Below are 23029 nucleotides of genomic sequence, written 5' to 3'. Positions count from 1 at the left end.
CGGTCCGTGACCTTCGACCCGTCCGCGGAGGCCGCGCGGGCGACGGACGCCATCCTGGCGAGCACCCTGCACGGCACCGCCCGGGGGGTCGTCGTCGACTCCCCGCCGGGCGCCGGCAAGTCGACCCTCGTCGTGCGGGCCGCGCTCGAACTGGCCGACGCAGGGCGCCCCTTGATGGTCGTCGCGCAGACCAACGCCCAGGTCGACGACCTGGTGCTGCGGATCGCGGAGAAGCGTCCCGACCTCCCGGTGGGCCGGCTGCACTCGAACGACTCCGATCCGTACGACCGGGCGCTGAACGACCTGGAGCAGGTGCGGAAGTCGGCGAAGGCCGGCGATCTGACCGGGCTTCCGGTGGTCGTGTCGACGGCCGCGAAATGGGCGCACGTGAAGAACGTGGAGCCGTGGGCGCACGCGATCGTGGACGAGGCGTACCAGATGCGCTCGGACGCGCTGCTCGCGGTGGCGGGCCTGTTCGAGCGGGCGCTGTTCGTGGGCGATCCCGGGCAGCTGGACCCGTTCTCGGTGGTGGGCGCGGAGCAGTGGGCGGGGCTGTCGTACGACCCGTCGGCCTCCGCCGTCGCCACGCTCCTGGCGCACAATCCGGAGCTGCCGCAGCACCGCCTCCCGGTGTCGTGGCGCCTGCCGGCGTCCGCCGCCCCGCTGGTGTCCGACGCCTTCTACCCCTACACGCCGTTCCGCAGCGGCACGGACCACGGGGACCGCACGCTGTCCTTCGGGGTGCCCTCGGACGGCTCGGGTCCCGACCGGGTCCTCGACGAGGCGGCGGAGTCCGGCTGGGGCCTGCTGGAGCTGCCCGCCCGGCACACCCCGCGCACGGACCCGGAGGCGGTGGGGGCGGTCGCCCTCGTGGTGCGCCGCCTCCTGGACCGCGGCGGCGCGGCGGTCAGCGAGCGGTCTCCCGACCCGGTGCCCCTGACCGCGGACCGGATCGCCGTCGGCACCGCCCACCGCGACCAGGCGGCGGCCGTGCGGGCGGCGCTCGCGGAGCTCGGCGTGTCCGGCGTGACGGTGGACACGGCGAACCGGCTCCAGGGCCGCGAGTACGACGTGACGGTGGTCCTGCACCCGCTGTCGGGCCGCCCGGACGCGACCGCCTTCCACCTGGAGACCGGCCGGCTGTGCGTCCTGGCCTCCCGGCACCGGCACGCCTGCGTCGTGGTCTGCCGCGCGGGCGTCGCCGAGCTCCTGGACGAGCACCCGTCGACGGAGCCGGTGCAGCTGGGCGTCACGGTGAAGTTCCCGGACGGCTGGGAGGCGAACCACGCGGTCCTGTCGCACCTGGCGGAGCACCGGGTGAGCTGGGCGCCCTGACGGCCCCCGGCGGCGGGCCCACGGGTGCAAGGGCCCCGGACCGTTCCCCTCCGGTGCCCTCTTGCCAGGCGCGGGAGAATGGAAAGTGGCCCGGGTGTCCGGGCCGCGTGTGTGCGAGGAGGAGAAGGACCATGGCGGAATCCGCGGAGCGGAGCGGACAGCGGCGGGTCAGGCCGGCGCCGCTGGTCTTCGAGCCTGCCGAGGCGACCGCCGACCCGGAGCACTTCTTCGACCTGGAGTCGATCGAGGATCCGCGGGAGCTGCTGGCCCGGGCGACCGAGCTGACGCTGGCGTTCCGCGCGGCGACGGACCGGGCGATCGAGTTCCAGGCGATCGCGGCGGCCCAGCTGGCGGACCCTCGCCGGTTCGACCGGCTGACGCCGGCGGACGTGGCCGAGCGGGCGGCGTGGACCGAGGACTACGCGCGCAAGATGATCGAGTTCGGGCAGGACCTGATCCGTACGGGCGGCCACGACCGGGAGGAGTGAGCCTCCGGCCTACCCCCGTCGACCAGCGCCCTGGCATATGCCGGGGCGCAAGATACTCCCCCGGACCCCACCGTGTCCGGGTTTCCGGCAACCCGCTGAAACGGATCCGTCACACCCGGTAGACCTTGCGGTATGACCACCTGGCTGCGCGAAGAGACCGCCCCGTACGACATCCTCCGCCTCCTGGCGGACCCCGACGAGGAGCGGCACCAGGCCGCGCGGGTGACCGAGGACGGCGCAGCCTGGCTCGCGTCCGCGACGACCGACCCGTGGGCCACGCTCGACCACTGGGAGACCCGGCCCGCCGCCCCGGCCGTGCTGCCCTGCGGCGGGGTGTTCGACGTGGTGAACGTGGAGCCGATCTTCGGGCGCCGGATGCTCGACCGGCTCTGGGCCGACGGGCCCGGCTCCGGGCCCGTCGCCGTGCACCGGGGCCGGATGCTGCTCTTCGCCGCGCCCGGCACCGCCCAGCGGTTACCGTCGCTGCTCGACTGGGAGGAGTGGGGGAACGCCGTGCCCCGGCCGCTCTGTCACGGCACCGGGGACGCGGTGACCATCCCGCCGCTCTCGCCGGGCGACGCGTCGGGCCCGCGCTGGCTGGTCGCGCCGGACACCCGCAGGCCCTGGCTGCCCGGCCCCGAGGTGCTGCTGTGGGCCTGTGTCCGGGCGGCCCGGGCGGTTTCGGCGGCCGACGTGCGGGTATCGATTTTTCCTTCGGCGGATCCTGATGCTAATGTCTACGACGTCAGCAGGCGCCGCTAGCTCAGTTGGTTAGAGCAGCTGACTCTTAATCAGCGGGTCCGGGGTTCGAGTCCCTGGCGGCGCACAGACGGAAGAAGCCCCTCGCGGAAGCGGGGGGCTTCTTCGTGTGCGTGCGCGGCGCGCCGTCAGTGCGGTGTCCCGGCCCGGGGGCCGGTGACGAGGACCGTCCACATCCCCGCCTTGCTGCGCTCGGCGACCTCCACCCGTACGCCGACGCCCGGCACGGTGAAGGACTCGCCCTCCCGCAGGGGCGCGTCGGCGAGCGGCGGGTAGACCGAGCGGTCCCAGCACGCCTCCGTCCTGGGGTGGGTGTCCACGACCTCGACCGGACCCTCTCCGGACGCCGCCTCGTTGCGGACCCGGTAGACGAGCACGCCCTCGGCGCAGGTGTCGCGGTCGTTGCCGGTGGCCGAGCGGGCCTCGATCGCCAGCACGCTGCCCTCGCCGGTACGGACGACGGCGAGCCGGGTGCCCAGGGTGCCGCCGGCCACGGGGGCGGAGGCGACCGGCTCCAGGCTGATCACATGGGTGCCGGGCCCGCGCACGCACGCCACCTGGGTGCGGTCGAGCCAGCCCAGCTTCCACTTGTGCCAGGCGAAGAGGTCGGGGGCCAGCCCGAACTGGCTGCCCATGACGTCCCAGTCGCCCACATGGGTGTCCCAGTCCCCCTTGCCGTCCGTGGGCCGGTGGTAGAGGTCGGGCAGGTCGAAGACGTGCCCGGTCTCGTGGGCGAGCACGTTGCGGTCCGGCGGGTGGCGCTCGAAGACGGTGACGACCCGCTTGAGCTCCGCGCCGTCGACCTCCAGCGGGTGCTCCAGGTTGACCACCTTGGTGGCGTCGGAGTCCACGCCGGGGGCGTCGGGGTCGGCGACCAGGTAGACGATGTCGTACCGGGAGAAGTCGACGGAGTCGTCGGCGGCCCGGATCGCGTCGCGGAGGTAGGCCGCGCGGTGCTCGGCGCTCCAGTCGCGCCGTATCGCGTACGCGGTGGAGCTGCGTGGCATCCGGGCCCAGCCGGTCTGGGGGTGGACGCGCAGGCTGAACCGCCCGTAGGAGGCGCGCGCGAAGAACTCGGCCGTGCCGGGGAAGTGGTCGGCGGTCAGTTCGGCGGGCGTGGTCAGCGGTGCGGAGTCCGGGAAGGACAGGAAGATCATGGCCGCGTCGAGGGTGCGGGTGGGCTGCGGATAGGACCCGTTCCAGGTGTCGAGGCCGAGCGAGTGATGGGCGGCGGTGCGGGGCAGGGCGCAGGGGCCCGCGGAGGGCGCGGCGACGGCGGGGCCGGCGACGAGCCCGGTCGCGGCGAGCGCGGCGAGGGAGGTGAAGGCCGCCGCACCGGCACGCAGACGCGAGCGTTGCACTCCCCCGGGTGGCTGCTGACCCCTCACGTGGACCTCCGGCTCCGGAAAGCGTGACACCTCAACCACCTTGTGTCGGTTTATGAGGTTTCGCACCTTTCCGCTGCCCCGGTCGGGTGAGCGGGACCCGCCGGGTCGACGCGACACGGAACCGCATCAGCTCACGGAAAGTCACATTCGGTCAGGCCCTCGTCGACCCGTGTCAGACCCGCGCAGAAACGATCGGCCGGGGGTTCGGGTGGGCAGCCTCACAGCCTCCACGGGACCGGCGCCGGGCCTCGGAGCTGGAACGGGCCCCAGGCCTGCCTCTATGATCGGTCCACTTTCCTTGGCCGACCTTTCCGACCACATCTGTACGGCCCGAACGCACTACGGGAGCGAGCGGTGAGCGGAATCCCCGAAGAACCGGTGCACCCGTCGGCGAAGCCGGTGCTCACGGAGCGTCACGGATCGGATCCCGATCACGCACTCACGCCATCGGAGTCCCGGGAGAGCGAACTCCGCGACTACCGCGCCGCCTTCCGGGCCACCCGGCTCGCGATGGCCATGGTCGACCGGGCCGGCGTCGTCGTCGCGGCCAACGAGGCGCTCGGCGCCCTCCTCGGCACCGAGGCCGCCGCCCTGCGCGAGCAGGCCGCCGCCGACCTCGTCGACCTCGCCTCCGACGGGCGCACCTGGCACGCCTACCGAGAGGTGCTGGGCGGCCGGCGCTCCCGCTTCCGCTGCACCCGCCGGCTCAAGCACCCCGACGGGCGCTCCCTGTGGGCCGAGGTGACCGTCTCGCCCGTGCCCGACAGCCCGCGCGTCCTGCTCACCGTCGCCGACATCAGCGACCGGCGCGAGCTCCAGGCCCGGCTGCGCCACCTCCAGATGCACGACCCGGTCACCCGGCTGCCCAACCGCACCCTCTTCTTCGAGCGCCTCACCGCCGCCCTGGAGAGCGCGGCCGCCGAGGGCCCCGCGGACGAGGACGCCCCGGACGGGTCGTACGGGTCGTACCAGTCGTACGGGCATGGCGGAACAGGGCGGATCGGCATCTGCTATCTCGACCTCGACGGCTTCAAGGCGGTCAACGACACCCTCGGCCACCGGGTCGGCGACCGGCTGCTCGCCGCCGTCGCGAGCCGGCTCACCGAGTGCGCCGACGGCTACGGCTACACGCGCAACGGCGGGCACCTCGTGGCCCGGCTCGGCGGCGACGAGTTCGCGATCCTGGTCGAGGACTCGACCGGCACCGAGCAACTGGCCGATCTCGCGCAGTCCGTCCTCGAAGCGCTCCAGGAGCCCTTCGACCTGTCCGGGCAGCGCCTCTCGGTCTCCGCGTCCATCGGCGTGGTCGAGCGGCGGGCCCACGGCTCCTCCGCCACCTGCCTGATGCAGGCCGCCGACACCACGCTGTACTGGGCGAAGGCCGACGGCAAGGCCCGCTGGACGCTCTTCGACCCCGAGCGCAACGCCCACCGGATGACACGGCAGGCACTCTCCTCCACCCTGCGGCCGGCCGTGGAGCGCGAGGAGTTCGCGCTCGAGTACCAGCCGCTGGTGGACCTCGTGGACGGCGCGGTGCGCGGGGTGGAGGCGCTGGTGCGCTGGAACCACCCGCAGTTCGGCACGCTGACGCCGAATCGGTTCGTCGGGATCGCCGAGGAGGACGGATCGATCGTCGAGCTCGGGCGCTGGGTGCTGCGGACCGCCTGCCGGCAGGCCCGCCAGTGGCAGAAGGACCACCCGGGCGACCGGCCGATCTTCGTCAGCGTCAACGTGGCGGTGCGCCAGGTCTGGGACTCCGACCTGGTGGCGGACGTCGCGGGCATCCTCGTCGAGACCGGGCTCGCGCCCCATCTGCTGCAGCTTGAGCTGACCGAGTCCGCGGTGATGGGCTCGGCGGGCCGGCCGCTCCAGGCCCTCCAGGCGCTCAGCGACATGGGCGTGCGGATCGCCATCGACGACTTCGGCACCGGCTACTCGAACCTGGCCTACCTGAGCCGGCTCCCGGTCTCCGTCCTCAAACTGGACGGATCGTTCGTCCGCGGCTTCCAGGACGAGGAGCACGCCAACCCGGCGGACGAGCTGATCGTCGAGGCGCTCGTCCAGCTCGCCCACCGGCTCGGGCTCACGGTCACCGCCGAGTGCGTGGAGACGGCGGGCCAGGCCGCCCGGCTGCGCCGCATCGGCTGCGACACCGGACAGGGCTGGCTCTACTCGCGGGCGGTCCCCCCGGACCGCATCGCGGGTCTCATCGGCGTCGCGCCGCTTCCCGTGTAACGGGTGGGGAGGATCATCCGTCCCACCGCAGCACCAGCTCGTCGATCTCCGCTCCCCGCGCGTTCGCGAAGCCCCGGTCCTCGCCGACGACCTTGCTCGCCGAGGTCCCCGAACGCCCGCTGCTCGCCCGGGCGGCGGCGGACAGCACCGGATCGGTGCGGGTCCTGGCGCCGCGGTCGCGATGCCCCGCCCCCAGGAGGAGCGATCGATGAAATACGTGACCTCCCGCTCGCCCGGCTCGCCGTACGCGGCCACGTGCCCGACCACATCGCCGCCCGCGAGCACGGTGCGGGTGACATGGAACTGCCCCCGGCCGGAGGGACATTCCGGGCGGGGGCAGTGGTTCATGAGGGGGTGCCGCGAGGGATCAGCGGGTGATCAGCAGGCGCCGAGGTCCTGCCAGACGCCCCACTCGCCGGTCGTGCCCGGCTCCTCGTTCTGGGTCCACCACTTGGCCTTCCAGTTGCGGCCCTTGTGGGAGACGGTCTGACCGCCGGTGTAGACCTGGCCGGCCACGTAGGCCGGGTTGGTGCAGCCGGTGGGCGGCGTCGTCGGCGGAGTGGTGGGCGGAGTCGTCGGCGGGGTGGTCGGCGGCGTCGTGGTGGGCGGGGTGGTCGGGCTCGTCGGGGAGGAGCCGACCGCCGTCACGATCTGGTTGAAGAGCGTGGCGTTGGCGTCGAGGCCGAGCAGCGAGTACATCATCGCGCCGGCGAGCCCCCGCTGGTGGGCGTAGTCGGCGCGGGCCTGGATGGTGCGCTGGTCGAGACCGGTGAAGAACTCGCCGTCCTTGTAGAAGTAGGCGGACTTGGCCTGGTCGTCCCAGAAGGTGGTCGCCGCGTTGTCGACGATGCCGCCGAGCTCCTTGTAGTAGGCGATGCCGGCCGCCTGGCTGAGCGGGCGGGCGTTGGAGCCGCCGGTCGCGGTCTGGGCGAGTCCGTTGGTGGTGCCGGCCGGGACGCCCTTCCAGCCGCGGTAGTAGAACTCGTAGCCGAGGGTCAGCTTGTCGGCGGGGAAGCCGCCGGTGATGCCGTAGGCGGGCTTGCCGTCGATCCAGGAGTCGATGGCGTTGTCGATCGAGTACTTCTCTGTGCCCGGCTTGATGGCGTCGGTCGGGTCGTTCGTGCCGGAGTGGAGCGGGGACTGGTGGTACGTCGGCCCGTCGCCGTCCCAGGCGCCGTGCATGTCGTACGTCATGATGTTCGCGTAGTCGAGGTACGCGCCGATCTTGTCCGTCTCGATGTTCTTGATCTTGTCCTGGCCGGCCGGCAGGGCGGCGGTGAGCAGGTACTTCTTGCCGCCGTGGGCGGCGCCGTACGCGTCGAGCTGCTTGCGGAACTCGGCGAGCAGGAGGGTGAAGTTCTGCTTGTCCTCGGGGGCGTAGTGGTTGCCGAGGTGGCCTCCGTCCGAGCCCGGGTACTCCCAGTCGATGTCGATGCCGTCGAAGATGCCCGCCGCGGTGCCGGGGCCGCCGTAGCCGCCCTCGACCGGGAGGTCGCCCTGGATGTACTGCTTGATGCAGGAGGCGACGAACTTCTGGCGGCCGGCGTCGGTCTTGGCCACGTCCGAGAAGTACTTGGAGTAGGTCCAGCCGCCCAGCGAGATGTTGATCTTCAGGTGGGGGTGCTTCGCCTTCAGTTCCTTGAACTGGTTGAAGACGCCCACGATCGGCTGGTCCCACTTGTCGGCCACGCCGTCGACGCTGTCCGCGGCCGAGAAGGACTTCTGGTAGTCGGCGTACGAGTCGCCCGCGCCGTCACCGGCGTTGGGGTTGTTGTCGTCGCCCGCGGCCTTGTTGGCCTCGAAACAGGTGAGGTCGGTCGGGTGGATGTTCCCGAACGAGTAGTTGATGACGTCCAGTTTGGCCGCGATGCCCCGCTCGTCTAGGTGCTTCGGGTAGAAGGCGTTGCCGTACACGCTCCACTGGTCGTAGTAGGCGATCTTGACGCCGCCGGTGGACGGGGCGGCGGCGGTGTCGGCTGCCTGCGCGGAGCCGAGGCCGACGGTCGTGGCGAGCGCGCCGGCGGCGAGTGCCGAGCTCAACAGGGCGGCGATCAGTGGTCTGCGGGGGTGCACGTGCGGCCTCCGGGAGGGGTGGCGGTACGGAAGTTGGAGCAGTGATATCCGCCGCGTGAACAGTGCGTCAATGGTCTGAACCAGATTGAGGACTAGACCAATTGGCCGGAGAAAGCCCTTGTCAGAGGCGTGCAGCACAAAAAAGAACCGCTCGCCACCATCCGTGACGAGCGGTTTAAGGGTCCCTTAGGCTTCCCGCGCCCACCGGTTCGAGGACGAACCAACGGCCGGGGAAATTCCGCTTACCCGAGCTCCGCCGGGTCCGCCGGCGCGAGCTCCGGCAGTCCGTACGCGTCGGCGATCAGCTCGTAACTGCGCAGCCGGGCCTCCCCGCTGTGCGCGTTGGCCGTGATCATCAGCTCGTCGGCGCCGGTCCGCTTCCGCAGTCCGTCCAGGCCCTCGCGCACCTCGTCCGGCGTGCCGTGGACGATGTTCGCGAGCCAGCCGTCCACGAACTCCCGCTCGGCGGGGCTGAACCCGTACGCCTCCGCCTCCTCCGGCGTCGGCACCAGACCGGGCCGGCCGGTGCGCAGCCGCAGCATCGCCAGGGCGCCGGTCAGCACCTGGCGGCGGGCTTCCTTCGCCTCGTCGGCGGCGAGCGCGGCGACACCGATCAGGGCGTACGGGGCGTCGAGCACCGCGGACGGCCGGAAGGACTCCCGGTAGAGGTCGAGGGCGGGGACCGTGTGGTGCGCCGAGAAGTGGTGGGCGAAGGCGAAGGGCAGCCCGAGCAGCCCGGCGAGCCGCGCGCTGAAGCCCGAGGAGCCCAGCAGCCAGACCGGCGGCCGCCCCTTCGGCCCCTGCACCGGGCCGGGCACGGCGTGGATCCGCGCGTACGGGTGCCCGTCCGGGAAGTCGTCGTCGAGGAAGCGGGTCAGCTCGGCCAGCTGCTGCGGAAAATCGTCGGCCGCCTCGTTCAGGCCCTCGGTGCGGCGCAGCGCGGCGGCGGTCGCCCCGTCGGTGCCGGGCGCGCGGCCGAGGCCGAGGTCGACCCGGCCCGGGGCGAGCGCCTCCAGGGTGCCGAACTGCTCGGCGATCACCAGCGGCGCGTGGTTGGGCAGCATCACGCCGCCCGAGCCGAGCCGGATACGGCGGGTGTGGGCGGCGAGGTGGGCCAGGATCACGGCCGGCGAGGACGAGGCGACCCCGGGCATCGAGTGGTGCTCGGCCACCCAGTGCCGGTGGTAGCCGCGCCGCTCGGCGAGCCGGCTGATACCGACGCTGGTGGCGAGCGCCTGGCTCGCGGTGCGCCCGCTGCCGACGGTCACCAGATCCAGTACGGACAGCGGTACGGGCGCGGTGCCGCGCGCCTCTCCTCGAATCGCGTCTCGAATCGCGTCGCTCACCGTGGGCGGCCTTCCTGCGCAGTGACGAAAGTGGGTGGGGAGGTGGGGGGATCTGCCTGCGGACTAACAGGAGGGTGTCTCCGGTTATTCCGCCGAAAAAATCTTCACGTCCGGAAGGGGCCCGAACGCGCGTCCGGAAGGCCTCGTTCGCGGCCCTGACCTCAGCCTCTCCCGCAGGGCTGTGACCATGGCATATGCCAGAGTGGTGCGCCGCAGCGTACAGCCCTTGGGCACCGCATCAATCTCGCCAACAGCCGCCCCGTAACGGGTGCTTGGCGGCTATCGTGGTACGGAAGCTTGCGGTCACAACCTGGTAGGGGGAAACCGTGGCGCTGAAGCCCGAGCCCACCGCGCCGTTCCATTCGGTGCAATACGCCCTGCGCGTGCTTGAGACGGTCTCACGGCACGGCGGCGGCGTGACGGACGTGCAGATCGCGCGGGAGACCGGCCTGCCCACCGCACATCTGGCGTCCCTGCTTCTGATGCTCCGGCGCGAGGGGTACGTGGAGCAGGTCTCCGACGGCGCCTACGTCATCGGCGACTCCCTGGTCCTCCTCGGCTCCGGCACCACCCGCCGCGAGGCCCTGGAGCGCAAGCTCCAGGAGACCCTGACCGAGCTGCGCGACTCGGTCGGCGCCGCGGTCTACATCAGCCGCTACATCGACGGCGAGGTGAAGATCACCCAGTTCGCCGACGGCCCGCGCACGCCCAAGGTCAACGAATGGGTGGACTTCCGCTCGGCCGCCCACGCCAGCGCGGTCGGCAAGTGCCTGCTGACCCAGCTCGACCTGAACGGGCGCCGGGACCACCTGGCCCGGCACAAGATCGCCCGGCTGACCTCCCGGACGATCACCAACGAGAAGGTGCTGTTCTCCAAGCTGGACAGCCAGCCGCCGACCGTCCCGGTGCTCGACCTCCAGGAGTACGCGGTGGGCACGGTCTGCGCCGCGGTGCCGCTGACGGCGGGCTCGGCCGTGGGCTGCCTGGCCCTGTCGCTGCCGCTGGAGCACGCGCACCGGCTCCGCTCGGCGGCCGACATGCTCAACCGGCGGGCCGCCCCCGTGGTGCTGTCGCTGGCGATCTGAGGGCTCCCCGGTCACCCGGACGGGCGTGGTCACGAGCACCCCTCGGGACCAGGTAGTATTTTCTCTGTCAGCAGGCGCCGCTAGCTCAGTTGGTTAGAGCAGCTGACTCTTAATCAGCGGGTCCGGGGTTCGAGTCCCTGGCGGCGCACAGACAGGAAGGCCCCTCGCGAGAGCGAGGGGCCTTCTGCTTTCCCCGCCGGGCGCCGACTCCCGGGCGCCGCCTTCCGACCGCCGTTTCCCGCGCTGCGCCCGCCGCGCGCCGGCCGCCCTTTCCCGCGGGGTCCCTCACGCCTGGAGGTAGGCGAGGACGGCGAGCACCCGGCGGTGGGTGTCCTCCGCCGGCGGGAGGTCGAGCTTGGCCAGGATGTTGCCGATGTGCTTGCCGATCGCCGCCTCCGTCACGACCAGCCGACGGGCGATCGCCGCGTTCGAGTGGCCCTCCGCGACCAGGCCCAGGACCTCCCGCTCGCGCGGGGTCAGCGCCTGCAGGGGGTCGCGGTGGCGGCGCAGCAGCTGGCGTACGACCTCGGGGTCGACGACCGTGCCGCCGTCCGCCACCCGGCCCAGGGCGTCCAGGAACTCCTCGACCTGCCCGATCCGGTCCTTGAGGAGGTAGCCGACGCCGGTCCCGTCGCCCGCGTCCAGGAGATCGGCGGCGTACGAACGCTGCACGTACTGGCTCAGCACCAGGATCGGCAGCGCCGGGCGTTCGGCGCGCAGGGCCACCGCCGCGCGGAGCCCCTCGTCCTGGAAGCCGGGCGGCATCCGGACGTCGGTGACGACGACGTCCGGTGCGTGTGCGGCGACGGCGTCGCGCAGGGCGTCGGCGTCGCCGACCGCGGCGACGACCTCGTGGCCGAAGCGTGCCAGCAGGCCGATCAGTCCCTCACGGAGGAGGACGCTGTCCTCGGCGAGGACGATTCGGAGAGGGCGCTGCACGGGATCTCCGCTCGTAGCAGGGTCGGCCCGCCGGGCGGGCTCATGATCGTCAGTGTGCCATCGAGGACGGCCAGCCGGTCGGCGAGTCCGGTGAGCCCGCTGCCCCGGGCGGGGTCGGCGCCGCCGCGCCCGTCGTCCTCGACGCCGATGAGCAGCGCTCCGTCCCGGTGCCGGGCGGTGATCCGGGCGCGGGCGGCGCCGCTGTGCCGGTCGATGTTGGCCAGGGCCTCACGGGCCACGAAGTAGCCGGCGCTCTCGACGGGGCCCGGCAGCCGGGGCAGCTCGACGTCCGTGTCCACAGCTGTGGAGGCGCGGTCGGCGACGTCGGCGAGTGCGGCGCCGAGCCCGTAGTCGGCGAGCACCTGGGGGTGGATGCCGTGGATCAGCTCGCGCAGCTCGGTGAGGACCTGCCCGGCCTCCGCGTGCGCCTTGGCGAGCTGGTCGGCGAGCGGCCCGGGCGGGGCGTCGTAGCGGGCGAGACCGAGGGTCATGGTGAGCGCGACCAGGCGTTGCTGGGCGCCGTCGTGGAGATCGCGCTCGATCCGGCGCCGCTCGGCCTCGAAGGCGGCGGCGAGCCGGGCGCGGGACGCGGTGACCTCACCGATCCGGTCCCGCAGCTCGGCCTCGCGCGGGGCGAGCAGCGCCCGGGCGAGCGCCGCCCGGGCACCGGCGAGCGCGGTGAGCGGATGGAGCAGCAGCGGCAGCAGCAGCATCCCGAGCAGCGCGGCCCCGAAGGCCTGCGGGTACGAGGTGACGAGGTACGCCTTGACGACCTTCGCCTCCTGCCCGTCGGCCGCCAGCTGGAGCGGCGCGCTCATCAGCGCGAGGGGCAGCCCGACCCCGACGGCGAGCACGAGGAGGTCGAGCGGCCACAGGACGGTGGCGTGCAGCACGGCGTACGCGAGCTCCCGCCATGTCGCCTGCTCCCGTGCCCGTACCCGCACCCAGGCCCCGAGCCCGGGCGCCTCGGGCACGCGATGCGGATCGGCCGCCGGCTCGGTCTCGACCAGCCGCAGCCGTCGTCGCTCGCTCCCACCGAGCGCGACCCCCGCCGACAGCAGCAGCGGCAGCCCGACGAGCAGCACGGAGAACCCCGCGAGCACGAGCAGCACCGCCAGCACGACGGCCCCGCTCACGACCCCGGACGCGAGGTAGGCGACGGCCCGCCAGGGCCAGGAGGTGCGGAGGAAACCGCCGGGCCGGGCAAGGGCCTGCCAGGCGGTACGGGGGCCGTGGGGGCGACGGGGCTGCATGACGATCACGCTATGCGCGGGAGGCGGGGGCGGGCCATGGGTGTGGCGGGTGTACCAGGGGTGGCCCTGGCCCTACCCCTGGGGCCGTGGGACCTGCCCCGGGAAGGGACGGTTCTGCTTCTCGTACAGCCCGCGCAGGTGGGTGCGGCCCTCCGGCCCGAGCGGCTCGTACGGCGCGGTGGGCGCAGGGCGCCACCAGATGGGGTCGGGGGTGGTGAGGCCGGCCCGGCGGAGGGCAACGCGGTGGATCTTGTTGGTCGCGGTGAGGGGGAGTTCGGGCATGACGCGGACGTAGGTCGGGGGCATCTTGGTGCCCAGGTCGGTCTGGGCGGCGAGGAAGGCGGCGAAGGCGGTCGGGTCGAAGGCGGCGCCGGGTCGCAGGGCGAGCGCGGCCATCACCCGGTCCCCGGCGACCGGGTCGGGTATCGCGTAGACGGCGACGCCTGCCGCGCGCTCCCAGCGGGCCAGGATGTTCTCGATCATCGCGGCGGCCAGGTTCTCGCTGTCGACGCGCAGCCGGTCGCCGGTGCGGCCGGCGAAGTAGAGGAAGCCGTCGGCGTCCCGGTAGAAGAGGTCGCCCGTCCAGTACCAGCCGTCACGGAGCCGGGCGGCGTCGGCTTCGGGGTTGCGCCAGTAGCCCTCGAAGGGGCTGCGGCCGCGGTTGACCAGCTCGCCGACGGCCTCGTCGGCGTTGAGGAGGACGCCGGTGGCCGAGAAGCGGGCCGGCGGGCACGCGCGTCGGGTGTCCGGGTCGACCACGGCCAGGTCGTCACCGGGCGCGGCGCGCCCGATCGCGCCGGCCGGGGTGTCGGCGGTCCGCTGGATCGCCGCCCCGCCCTCGGAGGAGCCGTACCCCTCGACCAGCCGCGCCCCGAAGCGCGCCTCGAAGCGTGCCGCGTCCACCGCGCCGGCCTCGGTGCCGAAGCCCAGCCGGAGGCGGTGGTCGCGGTCGTCGGGGCTCTCGGGGGTGGCGAGCAGGTACTGGACGGCGCGGCCGACGTAGGTGAAGTACGTGGCGCCGAAGCGTCGGACGTCGGGGAGGAAGCGGGAGGCCGAGAATCGGGCCCGGAGCGCGATGCCGGCACCGGCGGCGAGGGCGGGCGCCCAGTCGGCGATGACGGCGTTGCCGTGGAACATCGGCATGCAGATGTAGTGCGTGTCGTCGCGCGTGACGCCGAAGTGGGAGACGAGCGAGGCACCGGCGGCGGCGAGCCGCCCCTGGGAGCAGACGGCCGCCTTCGGAGCCCCGGTGGAGCCGGAGGTGAAGTACAGCAGCAGCCGGCTGTCGGGGCGGGCCGGCCGCAGGAAGGTGTCGTCGGGGGTGGCCGAGCCGTAGGGGGCCAGGAGGGCCGCGTAGGCGTCGGTGTCCGTGACGAGGACGCGCAGCCCGGGCAGCGGGAGGCCGTCGAGGAGCGGCAGGTGGGCGCGCTGGGTGACCAGGACCCGGCAGGCGGTGTGCCGGATGTCCCGGGCGAGTTCGGCGCCGCGCCGCGTGGGGTTGATCCCGGCCACGGCGGCCCCCGCGAGGGCCGCCGCGCCGAGCCAGAGCGGGTACTCCGGTGTGTTGTCGAGCAGGAGGCCGAGGTGCGGCTCGCTCCCCGGCCGGTCGGGCATCAGCTCCGTGAGCAGGGCGGCGCGCGCGGCGGCGCCGGAGGCGACCTCGTGGTGGGTGAGGGTGGTGTGCTCGTCCCTCAGTCCGGTCCGGTGGTCGCCCCACTGGCGTCGTACGAGTTCCGCGACGGTCCCCATGCGGCGGGATGGTAGCTGACGCTCCGTCAGAACTGAACGTCCGAGCACGCGTAGAAGGCGTTCCCGGTGTCCGCGATGGTCCACACCGCCAGGATCAGGTGGCGGCCGGTCTTGCCCGCCGGGACGGTCCCGGAGTGCGAGAGGGTCGAGGGCGGCTGCTGGTTGTTGTAGGGGACGACCAGGAAGGGCTGGGTGTCGAGGTCGGCCCGGGTCAGGGTCTTGCTCCCGTTCCAGCCGTTCTTGGTGATGTAGTAGCGGAAGTCCGTGGTCGCGTGGCGCGCCGTGAACTGCCAGCGGAAGGTGTAGCTCTGGCCCGCGGTGACCCTGGTGGTGGGCCAGGCGCCGCCGCGGGGGTCGTCGAGCTGCGCGAAGCGGCTGTTGCCGCCGGCGCATATCTTCCCGTCGGCCGGCCCGGCGGCCGGGAAGCCCTTGAGCCCCTCGACCGACTGCGGCTCCCATTGGATGTCACCGCAGTTGCCCACGGTGCGGTTGGCGCAGAGCTTCTGACGGCTGATCGGCGAGTCGGTGTAGCCGTGGCTGCTCGCGCTGGTGGTCGCGAAGAGGGAGGCCGCGGCGACGCCGAGCGCCACGGCCGCCACTCCTGTCTTTTTGCGCATGCTGTCGCTCCAGGAGAACGTGGGGGAGTTCTGTGGGCTGTGCTTCACGCGTGCGGGGATGACGGTTCCGGTCTAGACCAAGTACCAAGGTAGGGACGGAAGTTGAGCATGTCCATACCAAAGGAGAGGGTCGGGGGAGCACACGGGTGTCCCCCGCGGGGAAGCCCCACGGGGGACGGCCGCCTCCGGCCCCGCCCCCCTTACGCCCCCTCCCCCGGCACCGTTCGGCCGGTGTAGAACGCCACCGTCAGATCCTTCACCAGCGCCTTGCGCTCGTAGTCGTCCAGCTCCACCAGACCGCGGGAGGTCAGCCGGTGGACCACGTCGTCCACCGCGTCCACGACCGAGGTCAGCACGCTGTCCCGGTGCTTCGCGTCGATCGCCGCGATCCGACGGCGCTGCATCGCCGCGGCGACCTCCGGGGCGTACTCGATCCGGGTCGGCTGCACCGAGAAGACGTCGATGCCGACCGGGGCGCACTCCGCCGACAGCAGGCGGGTGAGCGCCTCACCGACCGCCTCCGAGTCGCGCAGCGTCGGCGCGTCCTCGTGGAACGCGTCGGCCGGCAGTTGCGACAGCACGCGGGCCATCGCCGCCTCCACCTGCTCGCGCAGGTACTCCTCGTGCCGGTCCACGCCGAGCGCGGCCCGCACGGTGTCCCGGATCCGCCAGACGACGAGGACCACGACGTCCAGCGCCGTGCCCTTCGCGTCGACGGCGGGCAGCGGCTCGCTCCTCCAGTGCCGCAGCCGTACGTCGACGCGACGGCGGAGGAGGAGCGGGCTCACCCAGAGGAGCCCGGTGCGGCGCACGGTGCCGCGGTAGTCGCCGAAGAGCGTCAGGACGAAGGCGTAGCCCACCCGCCCGCGGCCGAGCCCGCCCAGGAAGAACAGGGTCAGCACCACCCCGAGCGCCAGCAGGGCCCACTGCCAGAGGCGGATCCCGTCGTACGGGCGCGAGGGCGCGTGCAGCATCCGCGTCACCTCTGCGGGCACGGCCCCCGTCCACCACAGCAGGGCCGCGCACCCGACGAGCGCGAGCACTCCCCCGGCCACCCCGATCCACCCGGGCAGCACCGGCCCCGGCCGCTCGACCAGCTTCGGATCGGCGGTCGGAGCGGGGCGGGCGGGTACGGCGGCGCGGCGGGCGGGTAGGGGAACGGCGGCCTTGCCCTTCCCCTTCCGCGCCGACGCCTTGGACGCCACGGGGGTCTTGGGCATCTTGGGCACGGGCACGGTGGCGGGCCCCCCGTCGTCGGCCCCGTCCGGCTCGTCCCGGAACAGCAGATGTACCGGGATGGACCCGGTGGTCTCGGTCCCGATCACGTTCCGGCGCCGCGAGCCCCCGCCGCCGTTCCCGACACCGACCCCGGAGGTCCCGGAGGTCCCGGAGGTCCCGGAGACCCCGGAGGTCCCGGAGATCCCGGAGATCCCGGAGGTCCCGTTGGTCCCACTGGGCCCGCTGGACCCGCGCGGCACGACGTCGACGGAGGCGGCCACGGGCACGGCGACAGTCCTGACCCGGCCCCCGGCGAGGCGGCCGAGGTCGACGGATCCGCCGGCCGCGGGGGCGGTCGCCGTGGGACCCGCGGCCGGCGGGGTGGCGGGGCCGCCCGGCGCCCCCGAGCCGGACGGATCCACGTCCTGCGCGGCGTTGCCGGTCGCCGCCGCGCACGAACCCACGGCGGCCGCGGTCGGGGCAGCGGCCTGCGCGGTCTCGGGGCCTTCGGCGACCGCGCCGCTACCGGCCGGGCCGGGCGCCGCCGAGGAGTCGGAGGACGCGGCCCGCGGGGTGGCGAGGCCGGGCGCCGCGGCCCGCGGGCCGTGCTGCGGCGCGGCGCCGGAACCGGCGGCGGGCGCCGGCGAGGTGTCCGCCCGGCGGCCGTGGTCACCCGCGGCCGCGCCGCCCCGAGCCAGCCCGGGCGGCGCGGGGCGCAGGCCCGGCCGGGCCTGCTGCGAAGAGCCGGCCGCGCCCGCCGTCGCCGGAGCGCCGGAACCGCCCGCCTTCGGAGCGCCGGGCCCCCCTCCGATCGGGCCGGCCCCCGCAGCAGCAGAGTGAACGTCCTGCCGTGCGGCACCGGGGCCGGTCGCCCCCGCACGTGCACGGGCCGGGTCGGGCGACCCGGCCCCCGGGCCGTCGGAGGCCGTCCGAACCGCGCCGGCCTGCGCGGCGCCGGGAGTGCCGGGGGATGCGTCCCCGCGGGTCGGGCCTGGCGACGCCGGGCCGAGGTCCGGACGGACCGACGGCGCGGCGCCGGGGCCGTCGGAGGCCGCCCGAACCGCGCCGGCCTGCGCGGCGCCGCGGCTGGCGGGGGATGCGTCCGAACCCGCCCGGCCGGAGGGTCCGACGCGCGGGCCGGACCGCGTCACGGCGGGTGAACCGGCTCCGGGTGCCGCCGAGGCCACGGAGGACATGGCCGGCGAAGGAGCGGAGCCGCCCGGCACCGCGTCCGGGTCGGCGGCGGTCGCGCCGGGGGTGGCCCGGAGGCCGGCGGGGTCACCCGCGACCACGCCCTCGTCGGCCGGAGCCGGCGACGCGGGGCGCGAACCGACTCCGGGAGCCACCGACGCGTCGGACGACGCACCCCGCGCGGTGACGGAGCCGCCCGGAGCCGGGCCCGTGCCCGCCGAACCGGGCGACCCCGCACGTGAAGCGACGGCGGGCGCCACCGGCGCGCCGGACGACTCGGCCTGCCGGACGGCGGAGCCGTCCGGCGCCGGGCCCGAAGCGGCGGCGGGCACCGAATCGGTGGCGGGCGCCGAATTGGTGGCGGGCGCCGTCGCGGTGGCAGACGCCGCAGCGGTGGCGGGCGCCGTCGCGCTTGCAGGCACCGACGCCGTGGCCCTCTCCGGCCCCGCGCCCTCGCGGGCCCGGCCGGGCAGCACGGAACGCGGGCCGACGGTGGGCGCCGAGCCGGTCTGCGGGCCGGCGGGGTCGGACGCGGGCCGCGGGCCCTGCTGCGCCCCGGCGCCCGGGTCCGTGGCGGGTGCGGCGTCCCTCGCGTGGACGGAGCCGGTGCCTCGCGGTGCCGCCGGGGCTTCGTACGGGCCGGCGGGGTCGACGGTCGGGCGCGCATGCCGCGAGCCGCCGGCCGCCGCTTCCTCCTGGACCCCCACCTGCGGGGCGGGCGCCCCCGGCACCGGACCTGCCGAACGGTCCGCCGGCTGCGAGGCCACGCCGCCCACCGTGCCGGAGGCCGTACCCGGGCGTGCCGCTCCTGCCGAATCGATTCGCGCCGTCGGGGCACCGGACGCACCGGACGCCGCCGGATCCTGCGGCACACCGGCCGCTCCGGGCCGCGGGGCGCCCGCGCCGGGTGCGGCCCCTTCCGGGGCGGCGTCGACGGCGACGGCTCCGGCCCGCGCGCCCGCCGCGGCAGCGGGCAGCGGGCCGGCGCCCGGCCCCTCGGACCCGCCCGCGGGCGGACCCGCACCCAGGTCCCCGCCGCCGGCAGGTGCAGCCGAGCCCGCACCCGTACCCGGCGCCGCGCCGCCGCCAGCGGGCACCGCCGTCCCCCTCACCGGTGGGGCCCCGTCGCCGGGTGAACCCGCGCCGGCAGGTGCCCCCGCACCGGTGCCGGGCGCAGTCGTCCCGCCCGGAGGCCCCGCCGGGCGTAGGCGGCCGTCGGTGAGGCGGCGGGCCGTGCGGGCCGCGTCTCGGGTGGCCGCCGGGCCGGAGTCCGGGGGATTCGGGGTCGATGCCGTCATTCGGTCCACCTCATGTTCTCGGGGTCATCGGAACAAGCGCCGCCAGGTCTCCGGACCCGGGTAGCCGTCGGCCGCGCCGCCGCGCCAGCCCTGGGCCCGTTGGAAGGCCTCGACGTTGCGGCGGTCCGCTTCCGTCCACCGCGGACCGGGGCCCGACACGTAGTGCCCGCCGTAGCCCCGCTTCACCAGTTGTTTGCCCAGCTTCTCCACATATGCGTTGGATTGGCCCGGACGGAAGTAGCCACGCCCTGGGAACCCGCTCGCAGTTGCGCTCGACCCGCCCGAACCACTCGAACCGCCGATGTCCTTGCCCTTGCCGGCGACGAGCAGCGACCAGGTCTGCGGGCCGGGCATGCCGTCCGCGTCGCGGCCCTTCCAGCCCTGGGCCTGCTGGAAGGCCTGGGTCGCCCGGCGGTCCGCCTCGCCCCAGCGCGGGCCGGGGCCCTGTGCGTAGAACTTCTTGCCGCCCCGCGCCACGAGCAGCCTCCCGAGCTGCGTCACGTACGCGTTGTTCGCACCGGGCCCGAACATCGCCGTCCCCGGGTACGCCGACGCCGTCACCGCCCCCGCCGAGCCGCTCCCCGTACTGCCGCCGCTGATCACGCCCTTGTAGCGGTAGGCGAGGTAGCGGTCGGAGTTCGCCCAGTACGCGAGCGGCGTCGCCTGCTTCCGGGTGCGCGGCTTCGTCTGCTCGTAGGCGATGTACGAGGTGTGCGTGTAGTCCGTCCACCCGCCGAAGATCGTCACGTGCGAGCCGCGCGTCGGGTCGGCCGGGTTGTGGAAGAGCAGGATGTCGCCGGGCTGGAGCTCGGTCCGGTCGATCCGGTCGGCGAACCGGTCGAGGCTGCCGGTCCACTCGTTGGTCCGGAGGCTCCAGGCCATCGAGATGTAGCCGGAGCAGTCCTGGCGGTAGCCGTCGCTCCAGTACCGCTCCATCGAGTACGGGACGCCCTCCGTGATCCAGGTCTTGGCGCGGTTGATGATCTCGGTCCGGGTCGTCTTCCGCAGGGACTGGGCGGAGACCTGACTGGTCGTCGGCGTAGCGCCCGGGGCCGGGGACGAGCCGGGGCCGGGAGCGCCGCCGTGCAGCGGGCCCCGGCCGCCCTGCGGGGTGTCCGCGCCCGGGCCGGTGGAGACGGCGCCGTCGTCCGTGACGCCCGCGGCGTCCGTCACTCCCGTCGCGCCCGCCGCGTCCGCGTCGGCCACTCCCGTCCCCCCGCCGAGCACCACCCCCGCCGCCGTCACCAGGACCAGGGCCCGGCGGGCGCCGTGCACGGACGGGTGGCCTCCCGCGCGGACGGGGAGGCCCAGCGCGAGGTCGCGCCGCTGCCGGGCGCAGCCCGCGCAACCGCAGTCGGCCGCGGGCTCGATTTCTTCGAAGACCGGCACACTCATGCGTTCCCCTCCACACTCGTCAAGATCTTTTGGCGCTCTTGCACGGGCGCCAGTTTCTCAACTGTCTGGACAAATCGCATTTTGACGGATCGAAGGGTCAATACGACCATCCGACAGGCCGGGCGGGACCGTAAATGGTCAAGGGCATGGTCAGACGTCCTGTAGAGTTATCTCTGTCAGCAGGCGCCGCTAGCTCAGTTGGTTAGAGCAGCTGACTCTTAATCAGCGGGTCCGGGGTTCGAGTCCCTGGCGGCGCACGCGAGGCCGAGGCCCTTCACCATCTGGTGAAGGGCCTCGGTCGTTCTCGGCGTTCTCCTCTACAGTGAGCGGGACCCGACCTCCCGCGGCGGCTCCGGGCTCCTCCCGCGGCCCGTGAGCCCGCGGTCGAGGACCGGACCGGCCGGCGGCCGGCGCCTCCCGCCCCGCCGGCCGGCCCCCGGTCGCCCGCCCCACGGGATCGCGGGCACGGTCGTCCCCGATGCGGCGCCGCGCCGCTGCGGAAGGGCGGTCAGCCGCGCTTCCCCGTCAGATACGCCGACACCACCACGTTCGCCGAGTAGGTCCCGCTCTCCCGGTCGTAGGTCCCCCCGCAGGTGATCAGGCGCAGCTCCGCCCGGTCCGGCACGTGCGGGCCGTAGGCCCGCCGGGCGTCGAAGCCCGCTCGCGGATGGACCCGGACGTCGTCGATCGTGAATTCCGCGACGCTTCCGTCCGAACGGGTCACGGAGACCGTCGCGCCGGGGCGGGCCGCGCTCAGGCCGTAGAAGACGGCGGGGCGGGTCTCGGTGTCGACGTGGCCGACGAGGAGGGCGGGCCCGGGGGCGCCGGGGCGGGTGCCGGAGCCGTACCAACCGACCGTGTGCGGCATCTCGAACGGGGGCGGGTCGATCGCCCCGTCCGCGTCCAGGCCCCGGGGCACGACGGGCGCGGAGATCCCGAGCGAGGGGATCTCCACACGCAGCGGTTCGACCGGGTCCAGCGGGGTGCGCGCCGGGGGCGGCGGAGCGCCGGGCGGGCGCCCCACGGCGGCCATGTCACCGGTCGTGGGGGCCGAGCCGCCGACGGGCCCTTCGACGGCGCCCCGGCCCCAGAGCCACAGGCCGAGGAACAGGACCGTCCAGGCCGTCCCGGTCAGCGCCCGGCCGGACGTCACGCGGGTCAGTCCGAGCCCGTACCGCGGCGGCGGGCGCTGCGGAAGGCGACGGCCACCGCGGCGACCGCGGCCAGGCCGAGCCCCAGGAGGGTGTACGGGGTGCCGAGGCCCGCCGCGCCCGCGGTCTGCGCCACGCCGGGCGCGGCCGGGGCGGCGAAGGCGGCCGCGCCGCCGCCGCCCGCGTGGACCGGGGCGATCGGGGACGGGTGGTACGTGGGCCGGTGGGTCGGCCCGTCGTGGTGCCTGACATGGATCGTGCCGACGTCGCGGTGCTCGTGCCCGTCGCAGGTCACGCTGACCTTGTAGGCGCCGTCCTCGAGACCGTGCCTGACCGTCGTGTCGCCGAACAGCGGGTTCTTCCCGCCGTCCCGGCCGGTGAGCTCGGCGTCCGTGGCGAACGCCCGGGACTTGGCGGCGCCGGTGGTGCCCTTGCAGCCGGTGACGCGGACGTCGACGTCGGCGCCGGGCGAGGCGGTGGACGGGGTGACGGTGGCCTGCACTCCGTCGTGGGCGAGGGCGGTGCCCGCCGTGGGCGCGAGCACCAGCACCAAGGCCGCTCCTGCGGCACGGAGAGCGATGGGACCTGAACGCATGGTGACCTCCTGGTACTGGCAGGGTCACCCGGTTCGGTCCGTCGCGCATCCGCAGAGGGCCGACCAGGGCCCCCGTCGCGACCGCTCAGACGCGGTCGACGAGGTCCGCGATCGACTTGACGATCTTCGACGGGCGGAACGGGAAGCGGTCGATCTCCGCCTGCGTGGTCAGACCGGTGAGCACCAGGAAGGTCTGCATGCCCGCCTCCAGACCGGCCAGGATGTCGGTGTCCATCCGGTCGCCGATCATGGCGCTCGACTCGGAGTGGGCGCCGATCGCGTTCAGGCCGGTGCGCATCATGAGCGGGTTGGGCTTGCCGGCGAAGTACGGCTCCTTGCCGGTCGCCTTGGTGATCAGCGCGGCGACCGACCCGGTCGCGGGCAGCGGGCCTTCGAGGGACGGCCCGGTCTCGTCGGGGTTGGTGCAGATGAAGCGGGCGCCCGCGTTGATGAGCCGGACCGCCTTGGTCATCGCCTCGAAGGAGTACGTACGGGTCTCGCCGAGGACCACGTAGTCGGGGTCGTGGTCGGTGAGCACGTAGCCGATGTCGTGCAGCGCGGTGGTCAGGCCTGCCTCGCCGATGACGTACGCGGTGCCGCCGGGGCGCTGGTCGTCGAGGAACTTCGCGGTGGCGAGCGCCGAGGTCCAGATGTTCTCGACGGGGACCTGGAGGCCCATGCGGGCCAGCCGGGCGTGCAGGTCGCGCGCGGTGTAGATCGAGTTGTTGGTGAGGACCAGGAAGGGCTTCCCGGTGTCCCGCAGCTTCGTGATGAACGCGTCGGCACCGGGGATCGGCACGCCCTCGTGGATGAGGACGCCGTCCATGTCGGTGAGCCAGGATTCGATCGGCTTGCGCTCTGCCATGGGTGCGGGACTCCTGCCGTGCGGACGTGCGGTGTGCTGGGGGCGACGC

At 74.1% G+C, this 23029-nt stretch carries 18 protein-coding genes, 3 tRNA genes and 1 pseudogene; 8 read left to right on the top strand and 14 right to left on the bottom strand.

Annotated features, from left to right (window positions below; translation table 11 throughout):
* The first annotated feature begins 6 nt into the window (after positions 1–6).
* From AB0M16_RS07265 to AB0M16_RS07250, 4 genes are all read left to right on the top strand, one after another.
* Positions 7–1335 (top strand): AAA domain-containing protein, encoded by a 1329-nt coding sequence (locus AB0M16_RS07265; protein ID WP_365340227.1) that lies wholly within the window; start codon positions 7–9, stop codon positions 1333–1335.
* A 131-nt stretch (positions 1336–1466) separates the two neighbouring features.
* On the top strand, positions 1467–1823 hold the full coding sequence (locus AB0M16_RS07260; RefSeq protein ID WP_365339745.1) for a hypothetical protein: 357 nt from the start codon (positions 1467–1469) through the stop codon (positions 1821–1823).
* Positions 1824–1955: 132 nt separating this feature from the next.
* Positions 1956–2585, top strand: a complete 630-nt coding sequence (locus tag AB0M16_RS07255) for a bifunctional DNA primase/polymerase (RefSeq protein ID WP_365339743.1) — start codon at positions 1956–1958, stop codon at positions 2583–2585.
* Positions 2576–2649 (top strand) — tRNA-Lys (locus tag AB0M16_RS07250). The genes AB0M16_RS07255 and AB0M16_RS07250 overlap by 10 nt, the downstream gene beginning before the upstream one ends.
* Positions 2650–2710: 61 nt before the next feature.
* Here AB0M16_RS07250 and AB0M16_RS07245 read toward each other — a convergent pair.
* Positions 2711–3970: a M6 family metalloprotease domain-containing protein gene (locus AB0M16_RS07245; RefSeq protein ID WP_365339741.1), complete on the bottom strand. Its 1260-nt coding sequence runs from the start codon at positions 3968–3970 to the stop codon at positions 2711–2713.
* A gap of 354 nt (positions 3971–4324) precedes the next feature.
* On the opposite strand from AB0M16_RS07245, the gene AB0M16_RS07240 reads away from it, so the two are divergent.
* Entirely contained in the window at positions 4325–6205 is a 1881-nt protein-coding gene (locus tag AB0M16_RS07240) for an EAL domain-containing protein (RefSeq protein WP_365339739.1), read from the top strand.
* 13 nt (positions 6206–6218) lie between these two features.
* Here the strand turns inward: AB0M16_RS07240 and AB0M16_RS07235 are convergent, their stop codons facing one another.
* The 4 genes and pseudogenes from AB0M16_RS07235 to AB0M16_RS07220 all read right to left on the bottom strand — a co-directional run bounded on the left by AB0M16_RS07235 (position 6219) and on the right by AB0M16_RS07220 (position 9612).
* Positions 6219–6353 (bottom strand): hypothetical protein, encoded by a 135-nt coding sequence (locus AB0M16_RS07235; protein ID WP_365339737.1) that lies wholly within the window; start codon positions 6351–6353, stop codon positions 6219–6221.
* 20 nt (positions 6354–6373) lie between these two features.
* Positions 6374–6502: pseudogene (locus AB0M16_RS07230) on the bottom strand (GNAT family N-acetyltransferase); the annotation flags it as partial.
* A gap of 81 nt (positions 6503–6583) precedes the next feature.
* Complete coding sequence (locus AB0M16_RS07225; protein WP_365339735.1) at positions 6584–8278, bottom strand: glycosyl hydrolase family 18 protein; 1695 nt, start codon at positions 8276–8278, stop codon at positions 6584–6586.
* Between the two features lie 242 nt (positions 8279–8520).
* The gene (locus AB0M16_RS07220; protein ID WP_365340225.1) at positions 8521–9612 is read right to left on the bottom strand and encodes an LLM class flavin-dependent oxidoreductase; all 1092 of its coding nucleotides are present in this window, start codon (positions 9610–9612) and stop codon (positions 8521–8523) included.
* 338 nt (positions 9613–9950) lie between these two features.
* On the opposite strand from AB0M16_RS07220, the gene AB0M16_RS07215 reads away from it, so the two are divergent.
* Positions 9951–10709 carry an IclR family transcriptional regulator C-terminal domain-containing protein gene (locus tag AB0M16_RS07215; RefSeq protein WP_365339733.1) on the top strand — a complete coding sequence of 253 codons (759 nt, stop codon included), beginning with the start codon at positions 9951–9953 and terminating at the stop codon, positions 10707–10709.
* Between the two features lie 74 nt (positions 10710–10783).
* Positions 10784–10857 (top strand) — tRNA-Lys (locus AB0M16_RS07210).
* Positions 10858–10994: 137 nt separating this feature from the next.
* Here the strand turns inward: AB0M16_RS07210 and AB0M16_RS07205 are convergent.
* The 6 genes from AB0M16_RS07205 to AB0M16_RS07180 all read right to left on the bottom strand — a co-directional run bounded on the left by AB0M16_RS07205 (position 10995) and on the right by AB0M16_RS07180 (position 20369).
* On the bottom strand, positions 10995–11648 hold the full coding sequence (locus AB0M16_RS07205; RefSeq protein WP_365339731.1) for a response regulator transcription factor: 654 nt from the start codon (positions 11646–11648) through the stop codon (positions 10995–10997).
* Positions 11588–12901 (bottom strand): sensor domain-containing protein, encoded by a 1314-nt coding sequence (locus AB0M16_RS07200; protein WP_365339728.1) that lies wholly within the window; start codon positions 12899–12901, stop codon positions 11588–11590. Before AB0M16_RS07200 ends, AB0M16_RS07205 begins: the two co-directional genes overlap by 61 nt.
* Before the next feature lie 72 nt (positions 12902–12973).
* On the bottom strand, positions 12974–14650 hold the full coding sequence (locus AB0M16_RS07195) for an AMP-binding protein (RefSeq protein ID WP_365339726.1): 1677 nt from the start codon (positions 14648–14650) through the stop codon (positions 12974–12976).
* A gap of 26 nt (positions 14651–14676) precedes the next feature.
* The gene (locus tag AB0M16_RS07190; RefSeq protein ID WP_365339724.1) at positions 14677–15267 is read right to left on the bottom strand and encodes a lytic polysaccharide monooxygenase auxiliary activity family 9 protein; all 591 of its coding nucleotides are present in this window, start codon (positions 15265–15267) and stop codon (positions 14677–14679) included.
* A gap of 200 nt (positions 15268–15467) precedes the next feature.
* Positions 15468–16949, bottom strand: coding sequence for an SPFH domain-containing protein (locus tag AB0M16_RS07185; RefSeq protein ID WP_365339722.1), 1482 nt, complete (start codon positions 16947–16949; stop codon positions 15468–15470).
* Positions 16950–18998: 2049 nt separating this feature from the next.
* Positions 18999–20369: a peptidoglycan-binding protein gene (locus tag AB0M16_RS07180; RefSeq protein WP_365339720.1), complete on the bottom strand. Its 1371-nt coding sequence runs from the start codon at positions 20367–20369 to the stop codon at positions 18999–19001.
* 183 nt (positions 20370–20552) lie between these two features.
* Here AB0M16_RS07180 and AB0M16_RS07175 point away from each other — a divergent pair.
* Positions 20553–20626, top strand: a tRNA-Lys gene (locus AB0M16_RS07175).
* A 251-nt stretch (positions 20627–20877) separates the two neighbouring features.
* Here the strand turns inward: AB0M16_RS07175 and AB0M16_RS07170 are convergent.
* The 3 genes from AB0M16_RS07170 to AB0M16_RS07160 form a co-directional block, all read right to left on the bottom strand.
* Positions 20878–21522, bottom strand: coding sequence for a class F sortase (locus AB0M16_RS07170; RefSeq protein ID WP_365339718.1), 645 nt, complete (start codon positions 21520–21522; stop codon positions 20878–20880).
* Positions 21523–21527: 5 nt separating this feature from the next.
* On the bottom strand, positions 21528–22115 hold the full coding sequence (locus AB0M16_RS07165) for a hypothetical protein (RefSeq protein WP_365339716.1): 588 nt from the start codon (positions 22113–22115) through the stop codon (positions 21528–21530).
* 85 nt (positions 22116–22200) lie between these two features.
* The gene (locus AB0M16_RS07160) at positions 22201–22980 is read right to left on the bottom strand and encodes an HAD-IIA family hydrolase (protein ID WP_365339714.1); all 780 of its coding nucleotides are present in this window, start codon (positions 22978–22980) and stop codon (positions 22201–22203) included.
* Positions 22981–23029 lie beyond the last annotated feature (49 nt).

The organism is Streptomyces sp. NPDC051921, from assembly GCF_040680975.1.
Taxonomy (GTDB): domain Bacteria; phylum Actinomycetota; class Actinomycetes; order Streptomycetales; family Streptomycetaceae; genus Streptomyces.
This window is presented reverse-complemented; position numbering and strand designations above follow the sequence as displayed.